At 33.9% G+C, this 17,884-nt stretch carries 25 protein-coding genes; 23 read left to right on the plus strand and 2 right to left on the minus strand.

The genetic code is table 11. From position 1 onward, the window contains the following. The first annotated feature begins 595 nt into the window (after positions 1-595). From EJ01_RS14725 to EJ01_RS14835, 23 genes are all read left to right on the plus strand, one after another. Positions 596-946, plus strand: coding sequence for an energy-converting hydrogenase A subunit A EhaA (locus tag EJ01_RS14725; protein WP_331275702.1), 351 nt, complete (start codon positions 596-598; stop codon positions 944-946). Next, positions 939-1,442: a hypothetical protein gene (locus tag EJ01_RS14730; RefSeq protein WP_084689245.1), complete on the plus strand. Its 504-nt coding sequence runs from the start codon at positions 939-941 to the stop codon at positions 1,440-1,442. Before EJ01_RS14725 ends, EJ01_RS14730 begins: the two co-directional genes overlap by 8 nt. A 53-nt stretch (positions 1,443-1,495) precedes the next feature. Further along, entirely contained in the window at positions 1,496-1,744 is a 249-nt protein-coding gene (locus tag EJ01_RS14735; protein WP_048082478.1) for a DUF2109 family protein, read from the plus strand. 18 nt (positions 1,745-1,762) lie between these two features. Then, on the plus strand, positions 1,763-2,050 hold the full coding sequence (locus EJ01_RS14740; protein ID WP_048082479.1) for a DUF2108 domain-containing protein: 288 nt from the start codon (positions 1,763-1,765) through the stop codon (positions 2,048-2,050). Continuing rightward, positions 2,043-2,303, plus strand: coding sequence for an EhaE family protein (locus EJ01_RS14745; RefSeq protein WP_048082480.1), 261 nt, complete (start codon positions 2,043-2,045; stop codon positions 2,301-2,303). Before EJ01_RS14740 ends, EJ01_RS14745 begins: the two co-directional genes overlap by 8 nt. Then, the gene (locus tag EJ01_RS14750; RefSeq protein ID WP_048082481.1) at positions 2,300-2,812 is read left to right on the plus strand and encodes an EhaF family protein; all 513 of its coding nucleotides are present in this window, start codon (positions 2,300-2,302) and stop codon (positions 2,810-2,812) included. The genes EJ01_RS14745 and EJ01_RS14750 overlap by 4 nt, the downstream gene beginning before the upstream one ends. Continuing rightward, positions 2,809-3,495: an EhaG family protein gene (locus EJ01_RS14755; protein WP_048082482.1), complete on the plus strand. Its 687-nt coding sequence runs from the start codon at positions 2,809-2,811 to the stop codon at positions 3,493-3,495. Before EJ01_RS14750 ends, EJ01_RS14755 begins: the two co-directional genes overlap by 4 nt. 38 nt (positions 3,496-3,533) lie before the next feature. Next, positions 3,534-4,214, plus strand: a complete 681-nt coding sequence (locus EJ01_RS14760) for a membrane protein (RefSeq protein ID WP_048082483.1) — start codon at positions 3,534-3,536, stop codon at positions 4,212-4,214. Positions 4,215-4,234: 20 nt separating this feature from the next. Next, a complete protein-coding gene (locus EJ01_RS14765) occupies positions 4,235-4,450 on the plus strand; it encodes a hypothetical protein (protein WP_048082484.1) in 216 nt (71 codons plus the stop codon). 24 nt (positions 4,451-4,474) lie between these two features. Then, positions 4,475-5,338 carry a respiratory chain complex I subunit 1 family protein gene (locus EJ01_RS14770; RefSeq protein WP_048082485.1) on the plus strand — a complete coding sequence of 288 codons (864 nt, stop codon included), beginning with the start codon at positions 4,475-4,477 and terminating at the stop codon, positions 5,336-5,338. Positions 5,339-5,364: 26 nt separating this feature from the next. After that, positions 5,365-5,622, plus strand: a complete 258-nt coding sequence (locus EJ01_RS14775; protein WP_245611231.1) for a hydrogenase — start codon at positions 5,365-5,367, stop codon at positions 5,620-5,622. An 11-nt stretch (positions 5,623-5,633) separates the two neighbouring features. Continuing rightward, positions 5,634-5,957, plus strand: a complete 324-nt coding sequence (locus EJ01_RS14780) for an energy-converting hydrogenase subunit EhaL family protein (protein ID WP_048082486.1) — start codon at positions 5,634-5,636, stop codon at positions 5,955-5,957. Then, a complete protein-coding gene (locus EJ01_RS14785) occupies positions 5,954-6,349 on the plus strand; it encodes a DUF1959 family protein (protein WP_048082487.1) in 396 nt (131 codons plus the stop codon). The genes EJ01_RS14780 and EJ01_RS14785 overlap by 4 nt, the downstream gene beginning before the upstream one ends. Before the next feature lie 4 nt (positions 6,350-6,353). Then, positions 6,354-6,803 (plus strand): NADH-quinone oxidoreductase subunit B family protein, encoded by a 450-nt coding sequence (locus tag EJ01_RS14790; RefSeq protein ID WP_048082488.1) that lies wholly within the window; start codon positions 6,354-6,356, stop codon positions 6,801-6,803. Beyond that, positions 6,800-7,945 (plus strand): hydrogenase large subunit, encoded by a 1,146-nt coding sequence (locus tag EJ01_RS14795; RefSeq protein ID WP_048082489.1) that lies wholly within the window; start codon positions 6,800-6,802, stop codon positions 7,943-7,945. Before EJ01_RS14790 ends, EJ01_RS14795 begins: the two co-directional genes overlap by 4 nt. Before the next feature lie 2 nt (positions 7,946-7,947). Further along, complete coding sequence (locus tag EJ01_RS18015; protein ID WP_269221206.1) at positions 7,948-8,076, plus strand: hypothetical protein; 129 nt, start codon at positions 7,948-7,950, stop codon at positions 8,074-8,076. Between the two features lie 205 nt (positions 8,077-8,281). Then, the gene (locus tag EJ01_RS14805; protein ID WP_048082491.1) at positions 8,282-9,319 is read left to right on the plus strand and encodes a 4Fe-4S binding protein; all 1,038 of its coding nucleotides are present in this window, start codon (positions 8,282-8,284) and stop codon (positions 9,317-9,319) included. A 58-nt stretch (positions 9,320-9,377) separates the two neighbouring features. After that, on the plus strand, positions 9,378-10,673 hold the full coding sequence (locus EJ01_RS14810) for a 4Fe-4S binding protein (protein ID WP_245611232.1): 1,296 nt from the start codon (positions 9,378-9,380) through the stop codon (positions 10,671-10,673). Positions 10,674-10,956: 283 nt separating this feature from the next. Further along, on the plus strand, positions 10,957-11,982 hold the full coding sequence (locus EJ01_RS14815) for a hypothetical protein (RefSeq protein ID WP_048082493.1): 1,026 nt from the start codon (positions 10,957-10,959) through the stop codon (positions 11,980-11,982). A 28-nt stretch (positions 11,983-12,010) separates the two neighbouring features. Beyond that, positions 12,011-12,889, plus strand: coding sequence for a formylmethanofuran--tetrahydromethanopterin N-formyltransferase (locus tag EJ01_RS14820; protein ID WP_048082494.1), 879 nt, complete (start codon positions 12,011-12,013; stop codon positions 12,887-12,889). A 22-nt stretch (positions 12,890-12,911) separates the two neighbouring features. After that, positions 12,912-13,841 (plus strand): carbohydrate kinase family protein, encoded by a 930-nt coding sequence (locus tag EJ01_RS14825; protein ID WP_048082495.1) that lies wholly within the window; start codon positions 12,912-12,914, stop codon positions 13,839-13,841. Between the two features lie 28 nt (positions 13,842-13,869). Beyond that, positions 13,870-14,625, plus strand: coding sequence for a 4Fe-4S binding protein (locus tag EJ01_RS14830; protein WP_048082496.1), 756 nt, complete (start codon positions 13,870-13,872; stop codon positions 14,623-14,625). After that, entirely contained in the window at positions 14,615-15,250 is a 636-nt protein-coding gene (locus tag EJ01_RS14835) for a CBS domain-containing protein (protein ID WP_048082497.1), read from the plus strand. Before EJ01_RS14830 ends, EJ01_RS14835 begins: the two co-directional genes overlap by 11 nt. Before the next feature lie 187 nt (positions 15,251-15,437). Here EJ01_RS14835 and EJ01_RS14840 read toward each other — a convergent pair whose 3' ends face one another. Further along, positions 15,438-15,752, minus strand: coding sequence for a hypothetical protein (locus tag EJ01_RS14840; protein ID WP_048082498.1), 315 nt, complete (start codon positions 15,750-15,752; stop codon positions 15,438-15,440). A gap of 907 nt (positions 15,753-16,659) precedes the next feature. Next, positions 16,660-16,902, minus strand: a complete 243-nt coding sequence (locus EJ01_RS14845; RefSeq protein WP_048082499.1) for a hypothetical protein — start codon at positions 16,900-16,902, stop codon at positions 16,660-16,662. Positions 16,903-17,884 lie beyond the last annotated feature (982 nt).

The raw sequence follows: 17,884 nt of genomic DNA on the forward strand, positions 1-17,884 counted from the left end.
ATTCCCTGTTTTTAATATTGAAAAATGTAAAACCAGTATGATTTAGAATTGGATTTCCCCGTTAATCTTACGAATTCGTGATTTCAAAAACATTTATATGGGATAAAAACATAAGTTGGTTTGTCGGAACTATGTTTCCTTATTCCGGTATGACGAACAACCATCAAAAAATTCACAAAAAGCAAAAAGAAGACAAAAATTATCTTACTTTCGGCTCAAAACTCAATCAACAAATGATACATTAAGAATATATGGATTAGATGTGGATTGGGGTGCCAATATATCTTTAAATGCGTATTTAAATTAAATAGGCATTGTTTAGTTGGATAATTGGAATATATTCAATTAAAATTAGTTTGTTATGGTTAAATAATTAAATTAATGTTTTTATATCTAAATAGAAAATAGGGTAAATTTGTGAATATGTTAATTTAAAATGATTTTACATCATATTACCAATGTAAAATTATTAATAAGTTCTATAGAAGAGGTATAATTTGTAAAAGCATTGATTGGTGAATTTAAGGTATGATTGTATTGAGTTGAAAGAAATCATTGTCATCATAAGCTCTAATAAAAATGGGAAGGACTGAAAGTGAAAACATTTATATATTTAGTTGATCATCTTTTTATCATGATTATTCATGTTGATATTGTAACGGTGTTAAGTTATGTTCTTGCAGTAATATCTGCAATTATTGTAGGATTTATACTTAGACTTCCTTTACTTCCTGAAAGGCCAATGAGGGATTCATGGACAATAAGTATAATTTTTCCAACTATCATAATTGCACTGGGATTATCTGCAATGGTTTTTGAGCTTGGATGGAATGGAATGATAGTAGGAATTGTCACAGGAGTACTATCTGCATTAATTTCCAAATATTTACTTGAAAAAATTCTCCCACCACATACAGACCTGATTGGGGGTGAATCTGGTGAATGAGATAATAGGAATCATAATAGCAGCAGTTCTATGCTGGTTTAACTTTGTACTTATAGATACATGGATGGGCCTTCCTGAAAAACCCGGTGTCAAAGGTGCAGGCGTTATTGGAAGAGATGTAAAAAAAAGAGGCGGAGATCTGTCTGGTGGATTCTTCCAGGGAAACATTGTATGCTCCCCTGATGCATCAGCAGGTACACTGTTAAGCGCTATAGCATGTTACCTCATAGGTATTCCTGCAGGTGGATTTGTCGCAGCTTTACTTGTATTTATTGGTAACAGACTCTGTGCAGATCCAGGATACGCAGGTACAACTGGTGCAATTACTATAATGATTATAATAGCTTTAGCTTCATTTATTGGTATCCCTCCCGAGCAATTTATTGTAGGTATGTTACTTGCAATTGTTACAATACAAGGACTAGATCACCCAAGGGCATCTAAATTACTTGGTAAAATTGCCAAAAAAATGGGAAGATATACAAACTTAACTTAAAACATCAAACTATAAAATAAATAAATTACAATATATTAAAAAGGTAGATAAAGATGCTAATAGAGATTGCAGGGATTATAATTGTACTTATGGCCTTAAGAACTCTAATTGCTAGAGATAGGAGTGAAAGAATGCTCTATCTAAATGCGATGAGTTTTGGTATATCTGCACTTATTGCCCTTTATATACAGACTCCATTTGGAGCTATAATTGCAATAACTTATTTTGTAGCTTCTACTATAAGTTCAAATGCAATTGCATATTCTATTGGAAGAATACAAGAGGAAATTACTGTTAAATAATTTAAAATCGGTGGAATAATGGCTATCGTAGATTTCATAAATATATCAACAGTATCGGCTGCCGTAGCTTTGATTGGGTCAGCTGGTATAATATTACTCCCAAAGCCTGTTGATAAAGTGATAATGTTTACTCTGCTTCAGGGAGGTTTTATAGGGATGATAGTAGCAGCAAAATACTTGGATGTTGCAGTAGCTGTTGCATTATTCGATCCAATTTCAACAGTTATCCTTTTAATTGGTATTATAAAACTCAATGATGTAAGACGAAAAAAACTAGAAGCCCAGGAGGAATCGAACATTGCTTGATATTTATATATGGTTTTATACAGGCTGTGCACTGGTAATACTGGGCAGTATTGCAACAGTTATTGGTCCTGGGGTTAAAGACCCAATAGTAAGGACATTAAATACAGAAATAGCTGCAGTGGGAGTTTCAATGATACTTTTAACTTACAATCATACTATAGCACTTCTCACATTCGTTGCAGCAACTGTTATAATGACTATGATCCTTTTGAGGGCAATTGTAAGGCTGGAAGAAATGGGGGCTAAGGTATGAAAAGCATAGGAAGGCTTTTAAACGATCTTGCAAACCCTGATAATATTCCAAGGTTTTTTTCATTGGTGCTTGGAATTGTGCTTATAGTAGGTTTTGTAATGCCACTTGCATTAAATGACCATCAAATTTATCCAAGACCTGAACCTCAAAGCCAGATTAATTCAGGTGATCCACTGGCACCTTATGACCGTGGCGGTACTGTAATTGCAGATTGGGGCCTTAATGGCAACTTCTTATTGGAACCCGGTATTATTAAATCTCAGTATCCTCAATTTTCAGCACAGGCCGGTAAAGTAACGGGTTATCTGTCTCCAATGGCGATATCAGTTAAAAATACGACATTATACTTTGGTACTTCAATTTATTCATCTCCTGGCGGGTTAATAGATGAAATACTTTACTACTCAAGAGGTTTCGATACAATTCTTGAGTCCAGTATCTTGATGATGGCGTTTGTAGTTGCTTCATTTATAGCACTTCAATTTACAATGAGGAGGGAAGAAGAATGACCGGTGCTGAAGTTTTAGTTCCAAGTGTTGTTTCCCCTTTGGTAGTTTCACTTTACCAACCAGCCATATTGGTTGGTTTATTAACCGGTTTTATAGGCCTTCTGGGAATAGCCTTTAAAAAAGGTGATTTAACTGCCCTTATACTTACAGACATTGTAGGATTTGCAATGTTAATTATAGTTGCAGCAGTTGCAACTGATTTGGCAGAAGCACTTATACTTCCAGGACTGGTAGTTGAACTTGCTGAAATCCTTGCAATTTCAGAAGTCCTTATGAGCAGAGAAATGAGAAAAACAGGAAAAAGTGTTGATTTAATTCCACTCCCACTTTCACTGGATATGGAAATTTTAGAAACTGCACCTGCTTTCCTTGCAATAATACTTATAGCTTATGGAGCATTTCTAAGCGGATTTACAGGGGGGGCTGTTGCGGGAACAGGAATATTGTTTTACGTCCTTTCCAGAACAATTAGAGGAGTTCCTTCATCTATATGGGAAGGAGTTGCAGGAATATCTGGTGTAGCATGGGTACTCTGGTTAATAGGTTTCCTCATGTTCTTTGTAACCCCTCAATACTGGTTACTTGCTCTATTCTTATCAGCATTTGGGGTGCTGATAAAGGTAGCATCTAAAGTTGGACTTATAGGTGTTTTGGGTAGAGAAGAATTTAAGAGAGAAAAATAATTATGATTCATACTTAAAATGATTCGGAGCAAATAAAAATGGATATAGCAACATTAGGTGGGCAATTATTTGGTTACATACCTTTAGGAGATATTGTGCTTTACTTTACCCCATTTAATCTGTTCCTATTTGGTGGAGCACTCCTGTTTACATTTCTTATAGCTGTAAGTAATACAGAGACCCAGGTAGAAGCTAGATTTGGTTCTCTTGAAGATAGGGAAGTAAAAGTAGATAAAGATGAATTTAAAGTAAGGAGATTTCTTGCAATAATATGTGGTCTTGCAACTGCAGGGGCCATGATAACAGGAGATCTTTTTAACTTTACATTATTCGTTGCATTAATCGGTATAGTAAATATTGGATTGGTAGGGGCCGTTAAAATGGTGGATGTTTTAGATTCAGCATTCCAGTACGGTATAATTGCCATGATAGCATCCCTTCCTTTATTTGGAGGGGCAGCAACAATTCTAGCTGCAACAGGTACTTTAAGTTTGATAGAAATTTCTCACTTGAGTTTGGTGACACCAATGGTACAATTTGCATCGGTACTGCTCTTAATGGGTATTGCGGGTGAGACTGGTATAGCTCCATTTTATGCAACAAAAGCTGAAATGTTTAGAACTCCCGGTTCACCGTTTTTAGTTATAATACATTTAAGTTCATTACTTGTAATTGTAAGGGCAATTGAAATATTGCTGCTTATCAACAAACCATTTTAAAAGATTTATCAGGTGAAATAATGAATAAAATGAGTATAATAAGCTCAATAGTATTAATAATTTCTGTAGGAAGTATAATCTATGCATTGATATTTAATCCTGCAGATTGGATAGTCTATGGAATTTCAATTATATTTATCCCATTGGGCGTACTCTCATTTGGACTAATAATCATGGCAAAAGCCAGAGAAGAAGAGAAAGAAGATAGAAGGAAGGAACCCTTCATCGGATATTAATAATCAATTTCAATCGGTGATCAGATGAATTTAATGGCAAATATCCTACTAAACGTCCTTATTGCATTCTTAACAGGAAGCTTGCTTCTAGGATTATACAGGAAAGTGGTGGCTAGAGTACAGACTAGGCCAGGACCACCAATAATCCAGTACCTTTTACATTTACTTAAATTTTATATTAAAGAGTCATCCTTTACTAAAACGGCTGCAATGCCGTTTTATCTTGGAATAGCCAGTATAATGATGGTTATATGGATAACTGCGGTAATAGTGGGACCTGTGGTTCAAGGATCGCTTTTAATCATATTTGCCGTATATGCACTTCATAAAATAGTGGAACACAATGCTGGGTCATCTTCTGGTTCACCTTATGGTAAATTAAGCTGTGTTAGGGCAGTATATTCAGCAGCAGCAGAAGTACCTCTTTTTGCTGTTCTTGTAATAATATACCTTAAAACAGGATCCATGGGAATTGCAGATATAATAAATTATCAAACAATTCACGGACCTTTACTTTACAGCATACCGCTAGCTGCGGCAATGTTCTTTGTACTTATAATATCAAAAGCACAGTATACTCCATTTTCAATAACCAAAGGAAAAGATATAGTTTCAGGATATGAAACGGAGCACTATGGATTACTGCGAGGATATCTTATGATATCAGAGTCCCTTATGTGGTATATGCTGCTGTGGGTATTTTTAATAGTATTCATTGGAACATTAAGTCCTTTGTGGCTTTTAATAGGGATGGTGGTAATGACTGTAGTAGTAGCGTTTATAAGTGCTACCACGCCACTTTTAAACCCTAATCACTCTGTAGTACTGCAGATAATATTTGCAGCAATCGGAATTATCGGTTCAATATTACTCATGAATGTAATTTAATTAAAAAAATATGGGGAGAAATAAAAATGATGAAAGAACAGGATACGCTCTTCTTAATGGCTCTAGTTGGAGTGGGGGCCATAATAATGAGTGCACTTGCTGTATTTAAACAATGGGTAATTGTAGCTCCTTTAACTATTGCTGTTGTCTTTCTGGCATTTTTTCTTCTATACCAGAATAGACATAAATTTGCCCATCTTGCAGAATCCCTTGAAAAAGGGGCTTTTATTATAGCGCTTATAGCATTTATAGTATCATTTATATACCTTTATAGACCTGCCTGAATGGTGATATCATGGATTTAATAATTTATCTCACATATATACTTTCATTTGTAATTGGAATGATTGTAGGGCTTTTACTTAGTTATAAAAAGTACACTGAACCTTTCGTTAGCAAAAATATTGATCTGGTGGCCCTTGTAATTTCAATTATTGGATGGATACTGTTATTAAATAGTCAACTTATCATGCTGATTCCACAGTATATTTCAATTACAGTAGGGCTGTTCTTTGTGGCTGCTGTACTTGGAATGAGACCTGGATATGGAAGATATGAATTAGCAATTGGATTTATAGTATCTGGCCTTATTTGGCTTGTAGGGATGGTTCTTTTATGAATACTGATTTAAAAAAAAGTGAATCATTAATGGAACTTATGAAAAAAAGAATTTTAGACAGTTACAGATGGCAGGAAGATATAATAAAGCCATTTTCAAAGGAAATGGGTATCACTACTCAAGAACTGGAAAAGATTTTAATGAGGCGATTAGACATGTCGAGCCTGGAAGCTTTACATCCGCGGTTTGAATCGTCTAGATATAGTTGTATGCTTGATAAAATACATTCAGACCTGCAAATTTGCTGGCTTTCTGATGTAATGGAGATTATATCAAAGGAAGATGCTGATGCAATAAAAGACAAAATTGCAAAAGAAGTTATTAATGGTAAATCTTATGAAGATGCCATAAGTGATGGTAAAAAAGAATTGATTGAATATCTTATGAGGTAAAGAAATGTTAGATGCGCTTAAAGATATCGTAAGGAAAAGCTCTATTCACGCCTGTCTTATAAATACTGGAGGATGTAATGGGTGTGATATTGAAGTAGTTGCCCTTTTATCTCCTCGTTATGATTTAGAACAGTATGGGATTTATTTCCACAATAATCCAAGAGAAGCTGATGTAATTTTAGTTACAGGACCAGTAGCCGAACAGTGGAAAGAAAATCTACAAAGACTTTATGCTAAAGCTCCGAATCCTAAGATAGTGGTTGCAATTGGAGCATGCCCACTTTCAGGAAACGTTTACAATCAGGAAGGTAGTGCAATATACCCTCCTCTTCATGATTTTATTCCAGTGGATGCATCAGTTCCAGGATGCCCACCAAGACCAACAGAAATATTAAAGGCCCTTCTGGCAGTTGGTCCCGATGCAATAGCAGCCAAAGGGAGGCAAAGTAAATGATAGTTCCTATAGGACCACTTCACCCTGCACTTAAAGAACCTCTGCGTTTAAAACTCCATACAAAGGGAGAAAGAGTTATAGGCGCTGAAATAGATTATGGTTATGTTTATCGAGGTATTGAAAAAGTTATGGAAGGAAAAACCTGGCAAAAATGTGTTTATTTATCCGAAAGGGTTTGTGGAATATGTTCATATGTACATACAATGACATTCACTGAAACATTTGAAAAGATTGCAGGTGCAGAACCCCCATTAAGGGCTCAATTTTTAAGGGTAATTGCCAATGAACTGGACAGAATACAAAGCCATTTACTCGCAAATTCAACATATTTCAACACAATTGAACATGAAACCTTATTTATGTACATGCTTTCCATGAGAGAGCTTATTATGGATGCTATTGAACTTTTAACTGGTAACAGGGTTCATATGGCATGGAATGTTGTTGGGGGAGTGAGGTTAGATGCTAAGGAAGTTCATCTAAAAAGTATTCTGGATCTTTTAGATAAATTTGAGTCACAATATGCCAAATATCCTCAAATGTTTGAACACGGCCCGCTCTTAGGCTTAAGATCTAGAGATGTGGGAGTTATATCTAAAGAAGATTCACTTAAAGCAAGGACTGTAGGACCAATAGCCAGAGCTTCATCCATAAAACATGATTGGAGATCGGATAAACCTGTATACAAAGACCATTTAGATTTCAATGTAATCTGGCGTGATGAAGGAGATAATTTCGCAAGAAATATGAACCGATTTGATGAGGTTACAGAATCAGTGAAAATGATCAGGCAGGCTATAGAAAACCTTCCTGAAGGTAAGGTAAGGACTAAAGTAGATATACCTGCAGGATACGCTGATAACAGAAATGAAGCTCCAAGGGGCGAAGTAGCATACATGATAGAAACAAATGGTAATCTAATAAAGAACATTTCCATAAGGACTCCAAGTATAATGAACATCGATGCATGCGCTAGATACATGCTTAAAGATGTAGCCACAGTTGCAGATGCTGTTGCTACTTATGCAAGCGTAGATCCATGTGTTGCATGTACAGAAAGAGTTACAGTAATAAATGAAGAATCAAGTAAAGTTACAGAATTTGATGGAATACAGAATGTAAATTCAATTAATTTGAGGTAATAGTGTTTGATCAACCCCTGCAAAATCTGTCAAATCTTCGATTTGACGTTGAAGGAAAATATACGGTTTTCCTGAACCGCGAAACAATAGTTTCGCAGGCAGCAAAAATCTTTGATTTTTGCATGCTTTGATTTTGCGGGCCCGAAAATCTTCGATTTTCGACGGCTTTCTTAAAGCCTGCAAAAACAATGTTTTTGTGGCGCCAAAAATTCCCTCAAAAAATCTTCGATTTTTTGGGGCTCCAAAAACCAAAGGTTTTTTGGAAGCTTTGAATTTTTGAGTGGTTGATTCGGAATGTAAATTCAATTAATTTAAAATAATTAAAGATGGTGTTTTATGTCTTCAGTAATATGGTACTTATACGAATTTGCAAGAAAAGGGTGGCTTGAGAACTTTGCAGGTGCTGCAACCAATAAGGAGATAGTAGAAGCACCTGATAGGTTCAGAGATTTCCCCGAAGTTGTAAGAGAACTGTGCATTGCTTGTGGTGCATGTACGGCAGCATGTCCATCTCCAGCTGCTATAAAACTTGTAAGAACAAAAGACAAGGATGAAGAGAATGGGGAAGGAATGACTTACCCTGTTATAAATACAGACGCATGTATACGGTGCGGTTTTTGTGCAGAAGTATGTCCCACGGATCCCAAAACACTCAGAACTGGTGAAAGTCATTTAATTCGTGAAGAATTCACAATACTGCCTGCAGAAAAGATGTTTGTTATTGATGATTATCTCTGCATCAGGTGTAAAAAGTGTATGAAAGCCTGTAAAGTTGAAGGCGCCATTATTGAAGAAGACAATAAGATCATGATAGACCAATCCAAATGTGTAGCATGTGGTGATTGTGCCAAAACATGCCCAGTAAAAGGTTCCATTAAAGGAATATACATTTCTGATGTTGAAGGTCAAAAAGATGTAATTAATATGGTGGTACAGACCCTTGAAAATTTAATAGAGTCTAAACAGGATGAACTTAAAGATCTTCCGCCTGAAAAAGCAGTTACCTTTGAAGTTCCATTTGAGGATATTCTGGAAAAAGCTCGCGAAATTATGCCTGATGAAGCGCGTATAAGGGATCTGGTTGAAAAAGTAACAGATAGATTAAAACTTAGAGTCATTACATGGGACGATTCTAAATGTAAGCAATGCAGATTATGTGTTGATGAATGTCCTACTGGCGCCATAACTTATGATGAAGAAAAAGGTACAGTCAGAGATTCTAATAAATGCCTGAGATGCACCACATGTTATCAAACATGTCCATTTGGTGTGGCAGGATTTTATGTTGCAAGATTTTTACTTACACAGAGTGAAGTGAAAGGTGATGAAATCCTTGTAACTGTAAAACCAGCATTATTACCCGTGGGGGAATGATAAAATTCCTGAAACTAAAACTGATAAAAGATCATACAAGCCACTTAGGGAAGTAGAAGTGGCATATGAAATAGATTCATCTAAATGTGAACAGTGTATAGATAAACCCTGTCTTCAAGCCTGTCCTGTGGATGCAGTCCATGAAGTACCTCCAGATAAACACATAGAAATTGATGATAAGTGTTTTGGATGCGTACTTTGTAGAGAAGCATGTCCATTTGATGCTATAAAAATGGAAACCACTTTAGCAGAAGCTGTAAGGGAAAATGTTCCTAACATCAACCCTAAATTGTGCAGAAGATGCGGTGCATGTGTAAATGCATGCAGAACTGGTGCAATTCAGCTTATATCTTCAGGTAGAGAAGAAGCTCACAGTGTAATTGATGAAGAAAAATGTGTTAAATGCGGTTACTGTTCCCGAGTATGCCCTACAGAAGCTATAAAATATGGTGAAATTTTACCAAGGTCTGTAGCAGGTGGAAAAGGAGTAGTTGTAAATGAAAAGCAGTGTATTGGATGTATGACATGTACAAGGGTTTGTCCGTCTAAAGGAGCTATAAATGTAGGTAAAATAAGTAAATTACCTTATATAAATCCTGCATATTGTGCAAGATGTGAAGAGTGTATGGATGTATGCCCGTCAACTGCAATTAGGTATTCTTCAAGAAAAAAGGCTTACGAAAAATTCGGCAAAATCAAAACAATGGAAATAGTTTCTGAACTTCTTGAAAAAGAAACAAAAAAACTTGCAAGAGATGCAGGTAAAGTAGACAATATCTTGAATAAAATTTCAAGGGATGTCAGCTTTGAACACACTGAAGATGAATTTGAAATTGATATAACAGATAAGTTAAAGGATGAAATCAGAGCTGCTATGGATGGTGCCCTCGAAATTGAGGATATAAAAGATGTAATTGAAAGCACAGTTCCAAAAAGAAACATAGCTGTAGTTGAAGAAAGCTGTATAGGATGCGGTGCGTGTATTGGTACCTGTCCAGTTGAAGCAATCGAGCTTGAAATGCCTTCCCCTGTTCATGTTGGTGAAGAGTGCATTTACTGTGGAAAATGCGTTGAAACATGTCCATTTGGGTCTATAGTTCTTAAAGAAGAATATTATGATACCCATGATAATAAAATATTCTTTGTTCGAAAGAATTTAGAAGGTCCAAGAACTGGAGAGATAGCTATTGATAGCGAAACATGCCAGCTGTGCGGAGTATGTGTAAATAAATGCCCTAAAGATGCAATGAGTATCGAAGAGGGTAAAGTAGTAGTAGATACTGAAAAATGTATAGTATGTGACACATGTGAAGTGACATGTCCAGTAGGTGCTGTAAAATTAAAAGCACCTTAATTTAATTATTTGAATTTCCGATTTGCGAAATTCATTTTGTAACCGTGAAAAAGCAAAGCTTTTTGTATATTTACTAAATTTATATTTTAAAATTTATTTTTTTAATTGGAGGTTGAAGGAAAATCTCAATTGAAAATTGAGATTTTTTGAACTTTCGAAAATCATTTATGATTTTCGAATGCCGGTGGAAACTACATTTCCTCGGCCCCTGAATGCAAAGCATTCGAGGGCCTGAACACTAGTGTTCGGCGGCCCCAAATATGGAATATTTGGAGGAATAAACTTGGGTAGGAAAGTTTTTATTTCTGATTGTGAAGGTCCTATATCTATAAATGATAATGCATTTGAACTTGCGGGTATTTTTATCGAAGATGGGGAAAAATTTTTCACCGTACTCAGTAAATATGATGATATTCTGGTTGATGAAGTTAAAAGAGAAGGATACTATGCTGGAGGAACTTTAAAATTGATTGTTCCGTTCTTAAAAGCATATGGTGCTACAAATCATAGTATAATAAATTTTTCCAGGGAAAATGTACTTCTCCTTCCTGGTGCGGCAGATACAATGCAGTTTATAGATAGTATAATGCCTTCTTTCATTGTAAGTACGAGCTATGAGCAATATATTCAGGCTCTTTGCGATATAATCAAATTTCCATTTGAAAATACCTATTCAACTAATCTGGATATGGATGCATATTCAATTAATGAAGAAGATAAAGAAAAACTAATGGAATTTAGAAACACTGTAATGGAAAATCCAGACTTTGAAGTAATTGACAAAATATTTTGGGATGATATTCCTGAGATGGAAATCAGTAAAATCACAGAAAAGATAAAGCCTGTTGGTGGAGAAGGTAAAAAAGAAGCTATTATAGATATTTTAGACAGGTTCAGCTTTGAAAATTCGGATATCATGTATGTTGGGGACAGTATAACTGATGCTGAGCCTTTAAGATTTGCAAAAGAGCATGGAGGGCTTGCAATTTCATTTAATGGGAATGAATATGCTATAAAAGAAGCAGAAATTGCAATAATGGCAGATAATACAGTTATAACGGCAATTATTGCGGATCTATTTAACAGATTTGGAAAAGATGAAGTTATTAATTTCATTAAGTCATATATGGATAATACTGAAGATGCCATTAATAGTTATCCTGTAAATAAAAAACTTAAAGAAGCAATAAAACAGGTAAATCTCCCCAAAATTGCGATTGTAACCAGCGAAAATTTTGAAACACTCGTTGATGAAAGTAAGACCTTTAGAAGATTGGTTAGGGGAGAATTGATAGGTGCATTAGGATAATGTATCAAAATATTATTGAGTTGATAAAATGAATATGGAAAATACTTACTGTGAAGCATTTGATGGAATCTGTTGCAGAGTAATTGTAACAGCAGACAATAATGAAATCCTTCAAAGAGCAGCTTATGATGCAACAGCAACTCCTGGAACTGTTATTGGACGTGTTGAAGGAGGTATCGAGGGCTGGCTAAGCGCTGATGAGACACCTGATGGGAGAAAAGGAGCAGTACTTCAAATATGGTACCCAAAAGAGGATATCAAGAAATTCGAAGTGGAATTATCATATAGAATAAGGCAGGATATACTTGTAAAACCTTTTACTGCACTTTTTGATGCTTCAAAAAATCCTGCTGGAAAAATGGATATGATGAGGGATGTAGGCCATTGCGGTGATGGTTATGAGTGGGAAGAAGAAAATTATGGGCGTAACATGATAGTTGTGCCTATAGCTATTCCTGATTTCCAGATAGAACGTGATGTAGGATACATGCGTGGAATTATGGGTGCAAATTTCTGGTATATGTGCAGTACTAAGGAAGCTGTGATGGAAGCTGGAATGGAAGCATTGAATGCTATAGGTGAAGTTGAAGGTGCTATAACTCCTTTTGATATTTGTTCAGCAGCTTCTAAACCTGAAACAAATTATCCATGGATAGGACCAACAACAAATCATCCTTACTGCCCTTCACTTAAAAAAACTCTTGAAGAAGAATCAATGGTTCCTAATAATGTTAAATATATTCCTGAAATTGTGATTAATGGTTTAAGTATAAATATAACAAAGAAAGCTATGAAAGCAGGGATTGAAGCAGTAATGGATATTGATGGTGTTGTAAGCGTCTCTGCAGGAAATTATGGTGGCCAGTTAGGAGATCATAAGATATATTTAAATGAATTGTTTGAATAAATTTAAGCTAAAGGAGAATTTAATGAAGAAGTTTGATGTAGTGGGATTTGGCGCATTAAATGTTGATAAACTTTATAATGTGGATAAAATAACCTGCGAAGATGAAGAATCTTATATAACTGATTTCAACAGATCATGTGGTGGATCTGCTGCAAATACAGTTATAGGACTTTCAAAATTAGGCATGAAAACGGGATTTATAGGTAAAGTTTCTAAAGATTATGATGGAAAACTTTTACTTGAAAACCTCCAAAAAGAAGGTGTAAATACTGAGGGTATTATTATTTCAGAAGGTAGGAGCGGTAATGTTCTTGGATTTGTGGATAAGGATGGGCAAAGAGCACTGTATGTAGATCCTGGTGTCAACGATTTAATTAAGCCTGATGAAGTTAAATTAGATTATTTAGAAAATTGCAGGATATTACATCTTGCATCCTTTGTAGGTGAATCTTTTAATGCTCAAAAGAGTATTATAAATGAAATCTCCGAAGATATTATTGTAAGTTTAGATCCCGGAAGAATATATGCTGAAAGGGGCATTAACTATCTTAAAACTATTTTAAATAGAACAGATATTATTCTTACTAACGAAGAAGAATTAAAGTATTTAACTGGTAATAAATATAAAACATTTAAAGAGGGAGCTGAAGTTTTACTGGAGTCCAATATAAATATTGTAGTAGTTAAAAGAGGAGATAAAAGTACTTATATTACAAATGGTGATGAAAGCTATTTCATAGAGCCATTTGATGTTAAATGCATTGATACAACAGGTGCAGGGGATGCATTTAACGCAGGATTTTTATATGGGTTTCTTAATAATAATAACATTGAAGAATCAGGTAAATTAGGGAATTTTATTGCTTCATGCTGTATAAAGGAATCGGGGGCAATTAAAGGATTGCCAAAAATATCTGAATTAGATAAATTTGATAAAATAATTAACATATAAATTTCATCTACCTACCAAAGGTGTAATTATGGACATAACATTTAAAAAGGACAAGAATGTGCTAAAAGACGAAGTCATCCATAAGGCTATGGATCTAGAAGAAATTAAACCAGAGATTGAAAAATATAGACTAAAAAGGAAATGTATAACCATTTCTCCAGAGTGTATAAGGTGCAACTTGTGCGCTGAAGAATGCCCTGTAAGTGCTATATCTGAAGCAAAAGCAACTAAACCTGCTAAAGTACTTGAAAACTGCGTAAACTGTGAAATATGCGCCCAAACTTGTCCTGTAAAGAGTATACATGTTATAGAAAGTACATCTGATGTTGAGGATGAAGAAGTAAAATACCGCCTTAAAGAATTAAAGGTACCTCATAGAACCCTTAAAATGAAAAATATTGAAGTAGCTGAAGATAAATGTATTTCCTGTGGAACTTGCGCTAAATTCTGTCCTACAGGTGCAGTAAATGCTGAAGATGGAAAACCAACTGTAATTGATAAATCAGCATGTGTCGGGTGTGGAGCGTGTGTTAACGTATGTCCAGAAAATGCGATAAAGCTTGAAAGGGAATTAGGGCCAGTATTAAGAACAAAAGAACTTTTAATTGATAGAGAAGCATGTGTTTCCTGTCAGGTATGTGAAGAGAATTGCCCTGTAGGTGCTATTAAACTTGAAGATGGCGAACTAGTATTTTCTGAAGATAAATGTATTTTATGCGAAGTTTGTTCTAGTAAATGTCCAGTGAGCGCATTAAAACTTGAGAGGTTGTCCAATGAAAGTTAAAGAAATTATGGATAAGGAATATATATACGTATCTCCGGATCAAGACATTGTTGAAGTATCATTACTAATGGAAAAGACAAAGAAATTTACAACACCAGTTGTAGATAGTGAAAAGAGGTTAATTGGATGGATAACCTCTCTTGAAGTTACAAAAGGGTTTAGGGAAAGTAAAAAGAAAGTATCTGACGTTATGCGTTCTAAAGAGGAAATTGTTAATGTCCATGAAAATGATCCAGCAAGGTTAGCTGTTTTAGAAACTACAAAGCACAAAGTAATAAGTATACCAGTTTTAAATGATGATGATGTTGTAGTCGGCGTTGTAAGGACATTTGACATAGTAGAAACGCTTTCACAGCTCTATGAAATTAAAGTTTATAAAATATTTGAAGCTATGGCGGATGAACTTAAAGGAGTAAGCTGGGATGAACTCATGGAAGCGTCTGCAATAGTTACAAGAAGAAGAACTGGTCAAAGAATTACACCAGAAGAATATGAGAAAAACATTAGAGATGCTACCTTTGGTGAGGCTATCTGGGCAACTGGTGGTCTTGAAAAATTCTTTGTTGGTTTAATTGCTATTGGTGAGCTTGTAATTGCAAGGAAAGTTGCAAGAGCAAGACAATAATTTTTTTTATTTTAATTTCAATATTTCATTTTTTTAGATTTTATCTATATTAGAATTAGTTTTCCGCATATTTTTAAATTTCAATAAAAATTGAAAAAAAAGAGTTTAAATAGTATTAAAAGGGGGATTAAAAATTTCTCCCTTATTTTAAAAGTTAATTTATGCTACATTTGGTAATTTAGTTATATTATCTGCAGCAGTGACAACAGTGTTTATGATGTTTGTGCCATTTGTGGAATTTATGCCACTTATTCCACTTGTGCCATTTATTCCATTTATGCCACTTATTCCACTTGTGCCATTTATTCCATTTATTGAATTTATGAATTTTACCAGGATTACCTCCGGGGTATGTTCCTACATGACCTCCAAGATTACTTCCAGGGTGTGTTCCAATTTGTCCATGGTTTGGCCCAGGATTGTTTGGTGCAGCTGCTACTACTCCGGAAAAACCTATTGCTACTATAAGTGCAAATAGAAGTATTCCTAACTGTTTCTTCATATTTTCACCTCCACATATACATTTGTAATACAAAATTTTATATTTGTACTAATTAACTATATGGTCATTTAGTAATAAATATCTTACTATTAGTATTACTATCTATTAGTTTTACTATCAAAAAATATAATTAAATATAGTTGTAATGTTATACAGTTTCTCGAGAAAATTAAAAATAAATAAGAAGGGAGAAATTTGCCTGAAATCTTATTTGTTATATAACTATAATAATGAATTAATATGGCATAAAATAGTTAATATTTGAATTTAGGCATATATTTTATTTAAATTCTTTTTAATACACAAAATATATATTATTTGAATTAATTTAGGATAAAGGAATAATTAACTGTTTTTTATTAATGAATTAAAATAAAGAGCAAAAAAAATATTTTTTAATATGTACGTTATGAATAAAAGATTTAAGATTTTAATTTTCTTTCAATTAAAATAAGTTAAATATTTATGGTGAATGTCTAAAATTATAAATTTTAGAATTAAAATATGTGCTTAGGAATGTTAACAAATTTTTTATAACAATTTAGTTAAAAATATTTGGTTATTCACTATAAATTAGAGTTATAGACCGAACGGAATCATCGGGCGATGAGAGGTGCAATATAAGCAAATTATCAGAAAATTCCGTTTGATCTATATAATTAATTTATTAATATTCATGCGTTACTATCCAAATATTATCAAATTTGAGAGTAGCCTTCTACATAATTTATTTAAATTTTTGTAGTAAATTATAAAATTTACTATGTTTAAATTGATATTTTATGACTTAAACATGCCAAATAGTAAAAGGAGGATTTAGTCCTCCTCATTTTTTATACTTTCACTTATAGATTTTGCAATATCATTTATAATCTTTGGTTATCTAAAGTGAAAGACTTCCAGATGCTTATCTCCACCATCTGTTATGGTGTCTCCATTTCCACCATCTGTTATGGTGTCTCCATTTCCACCATCTGTTATGGTGTCTCCATTTCCACCACGAAGATCCATGTCCACCCATCCATTTACCATGTCCACCTTGCCATTTCCCGTGTCCTTGCCATTGTCCTTGATCTACTGCTGCTACTGCTCCAATGAAGCTCATAGAGACTACAAAAGCCATTATAAAAATAGCTAGTTCTTTTTTCACATTTTCACCTCCATACGCATGCACTGACACAAAATTTAAATTTTGTGTCTTGAGGTGAATTATGTTTTTTTAGTAATAAAATTATTTCTAAAATTATTAATAACTAAAATTGGGACTATAAATTATTAATTTATTAGCATTGGAGAACAAATATTGCAGAAAAAGCATAAATAATCATTAGGGATTGCCTATTTTAAATTAATTTGAGCCAAAGAAACAATTAGAATAACTTGATTATTATTCTTGATGTTAAATGAATAAATTACCTCGAAGTAACTTTGGCAACTGGTAAAAACTAAGAATTTTTTAATAGTTTAATTATTCTAAAAACTTTTAATCTTAAGAAAAAGTTAAAATTAAAAGTATTTTAAATTGAATAGACCAAACGGGATCAGTGGGTAATTAATAAAGTTGTAATACAAGCTGATTGCACTGAAAAGTCCCGTTTGGTCAATATATAAATGGTTAGTCCGTATTTTGTGTTAATATCCAAAATATTACTAAATTTGGACTGTACATCTGTATTACAATATATATTATGTAATTAATATAATAAAAAAGTTATTATTTGTACAATGATCTAAAATCAAGGAAATAAAATACATGATTTGAAGTTAAGTTTTGATATTGTTTTAGAGAACAATGAAATTTGAGTTGAATAATATTAGCTTTAATTAAACGCTCATCCAGAATGTTGTGTAAATAATATTGTTTTTCATGTGATTGCTGATTAAGTAAATTGCATTTTTTTAAAATCCCCTGTAATCAATTAAAATTACAATTTAACATAAAGTATAACTCATGCACAGGATCATGGACATGTAAAAATGCGATTTTTACGGTCACAAAAACCTTCGAAAACTGTTAAATCTTTGATTTGACGCATCGAAAATTGTAAATTTTCGAATGCTTTGTTTTCGAGGTTTCAAAAATCTTCGATTTTTGAAGACCGACAGTTTTTGTGAACATGAGCGATTTAAAA

It is taken from the genome of Methanobacterium veterum (assembly GCF_000745485.1).
GTDB classification, from domain to species: domain Archaea; phylum Methanobacteriota; class Methanobacteria; order Methanobacteriales; family Methanobacteriaceae; genus Methanobacterium_D; species Methanobacterium_D veterum.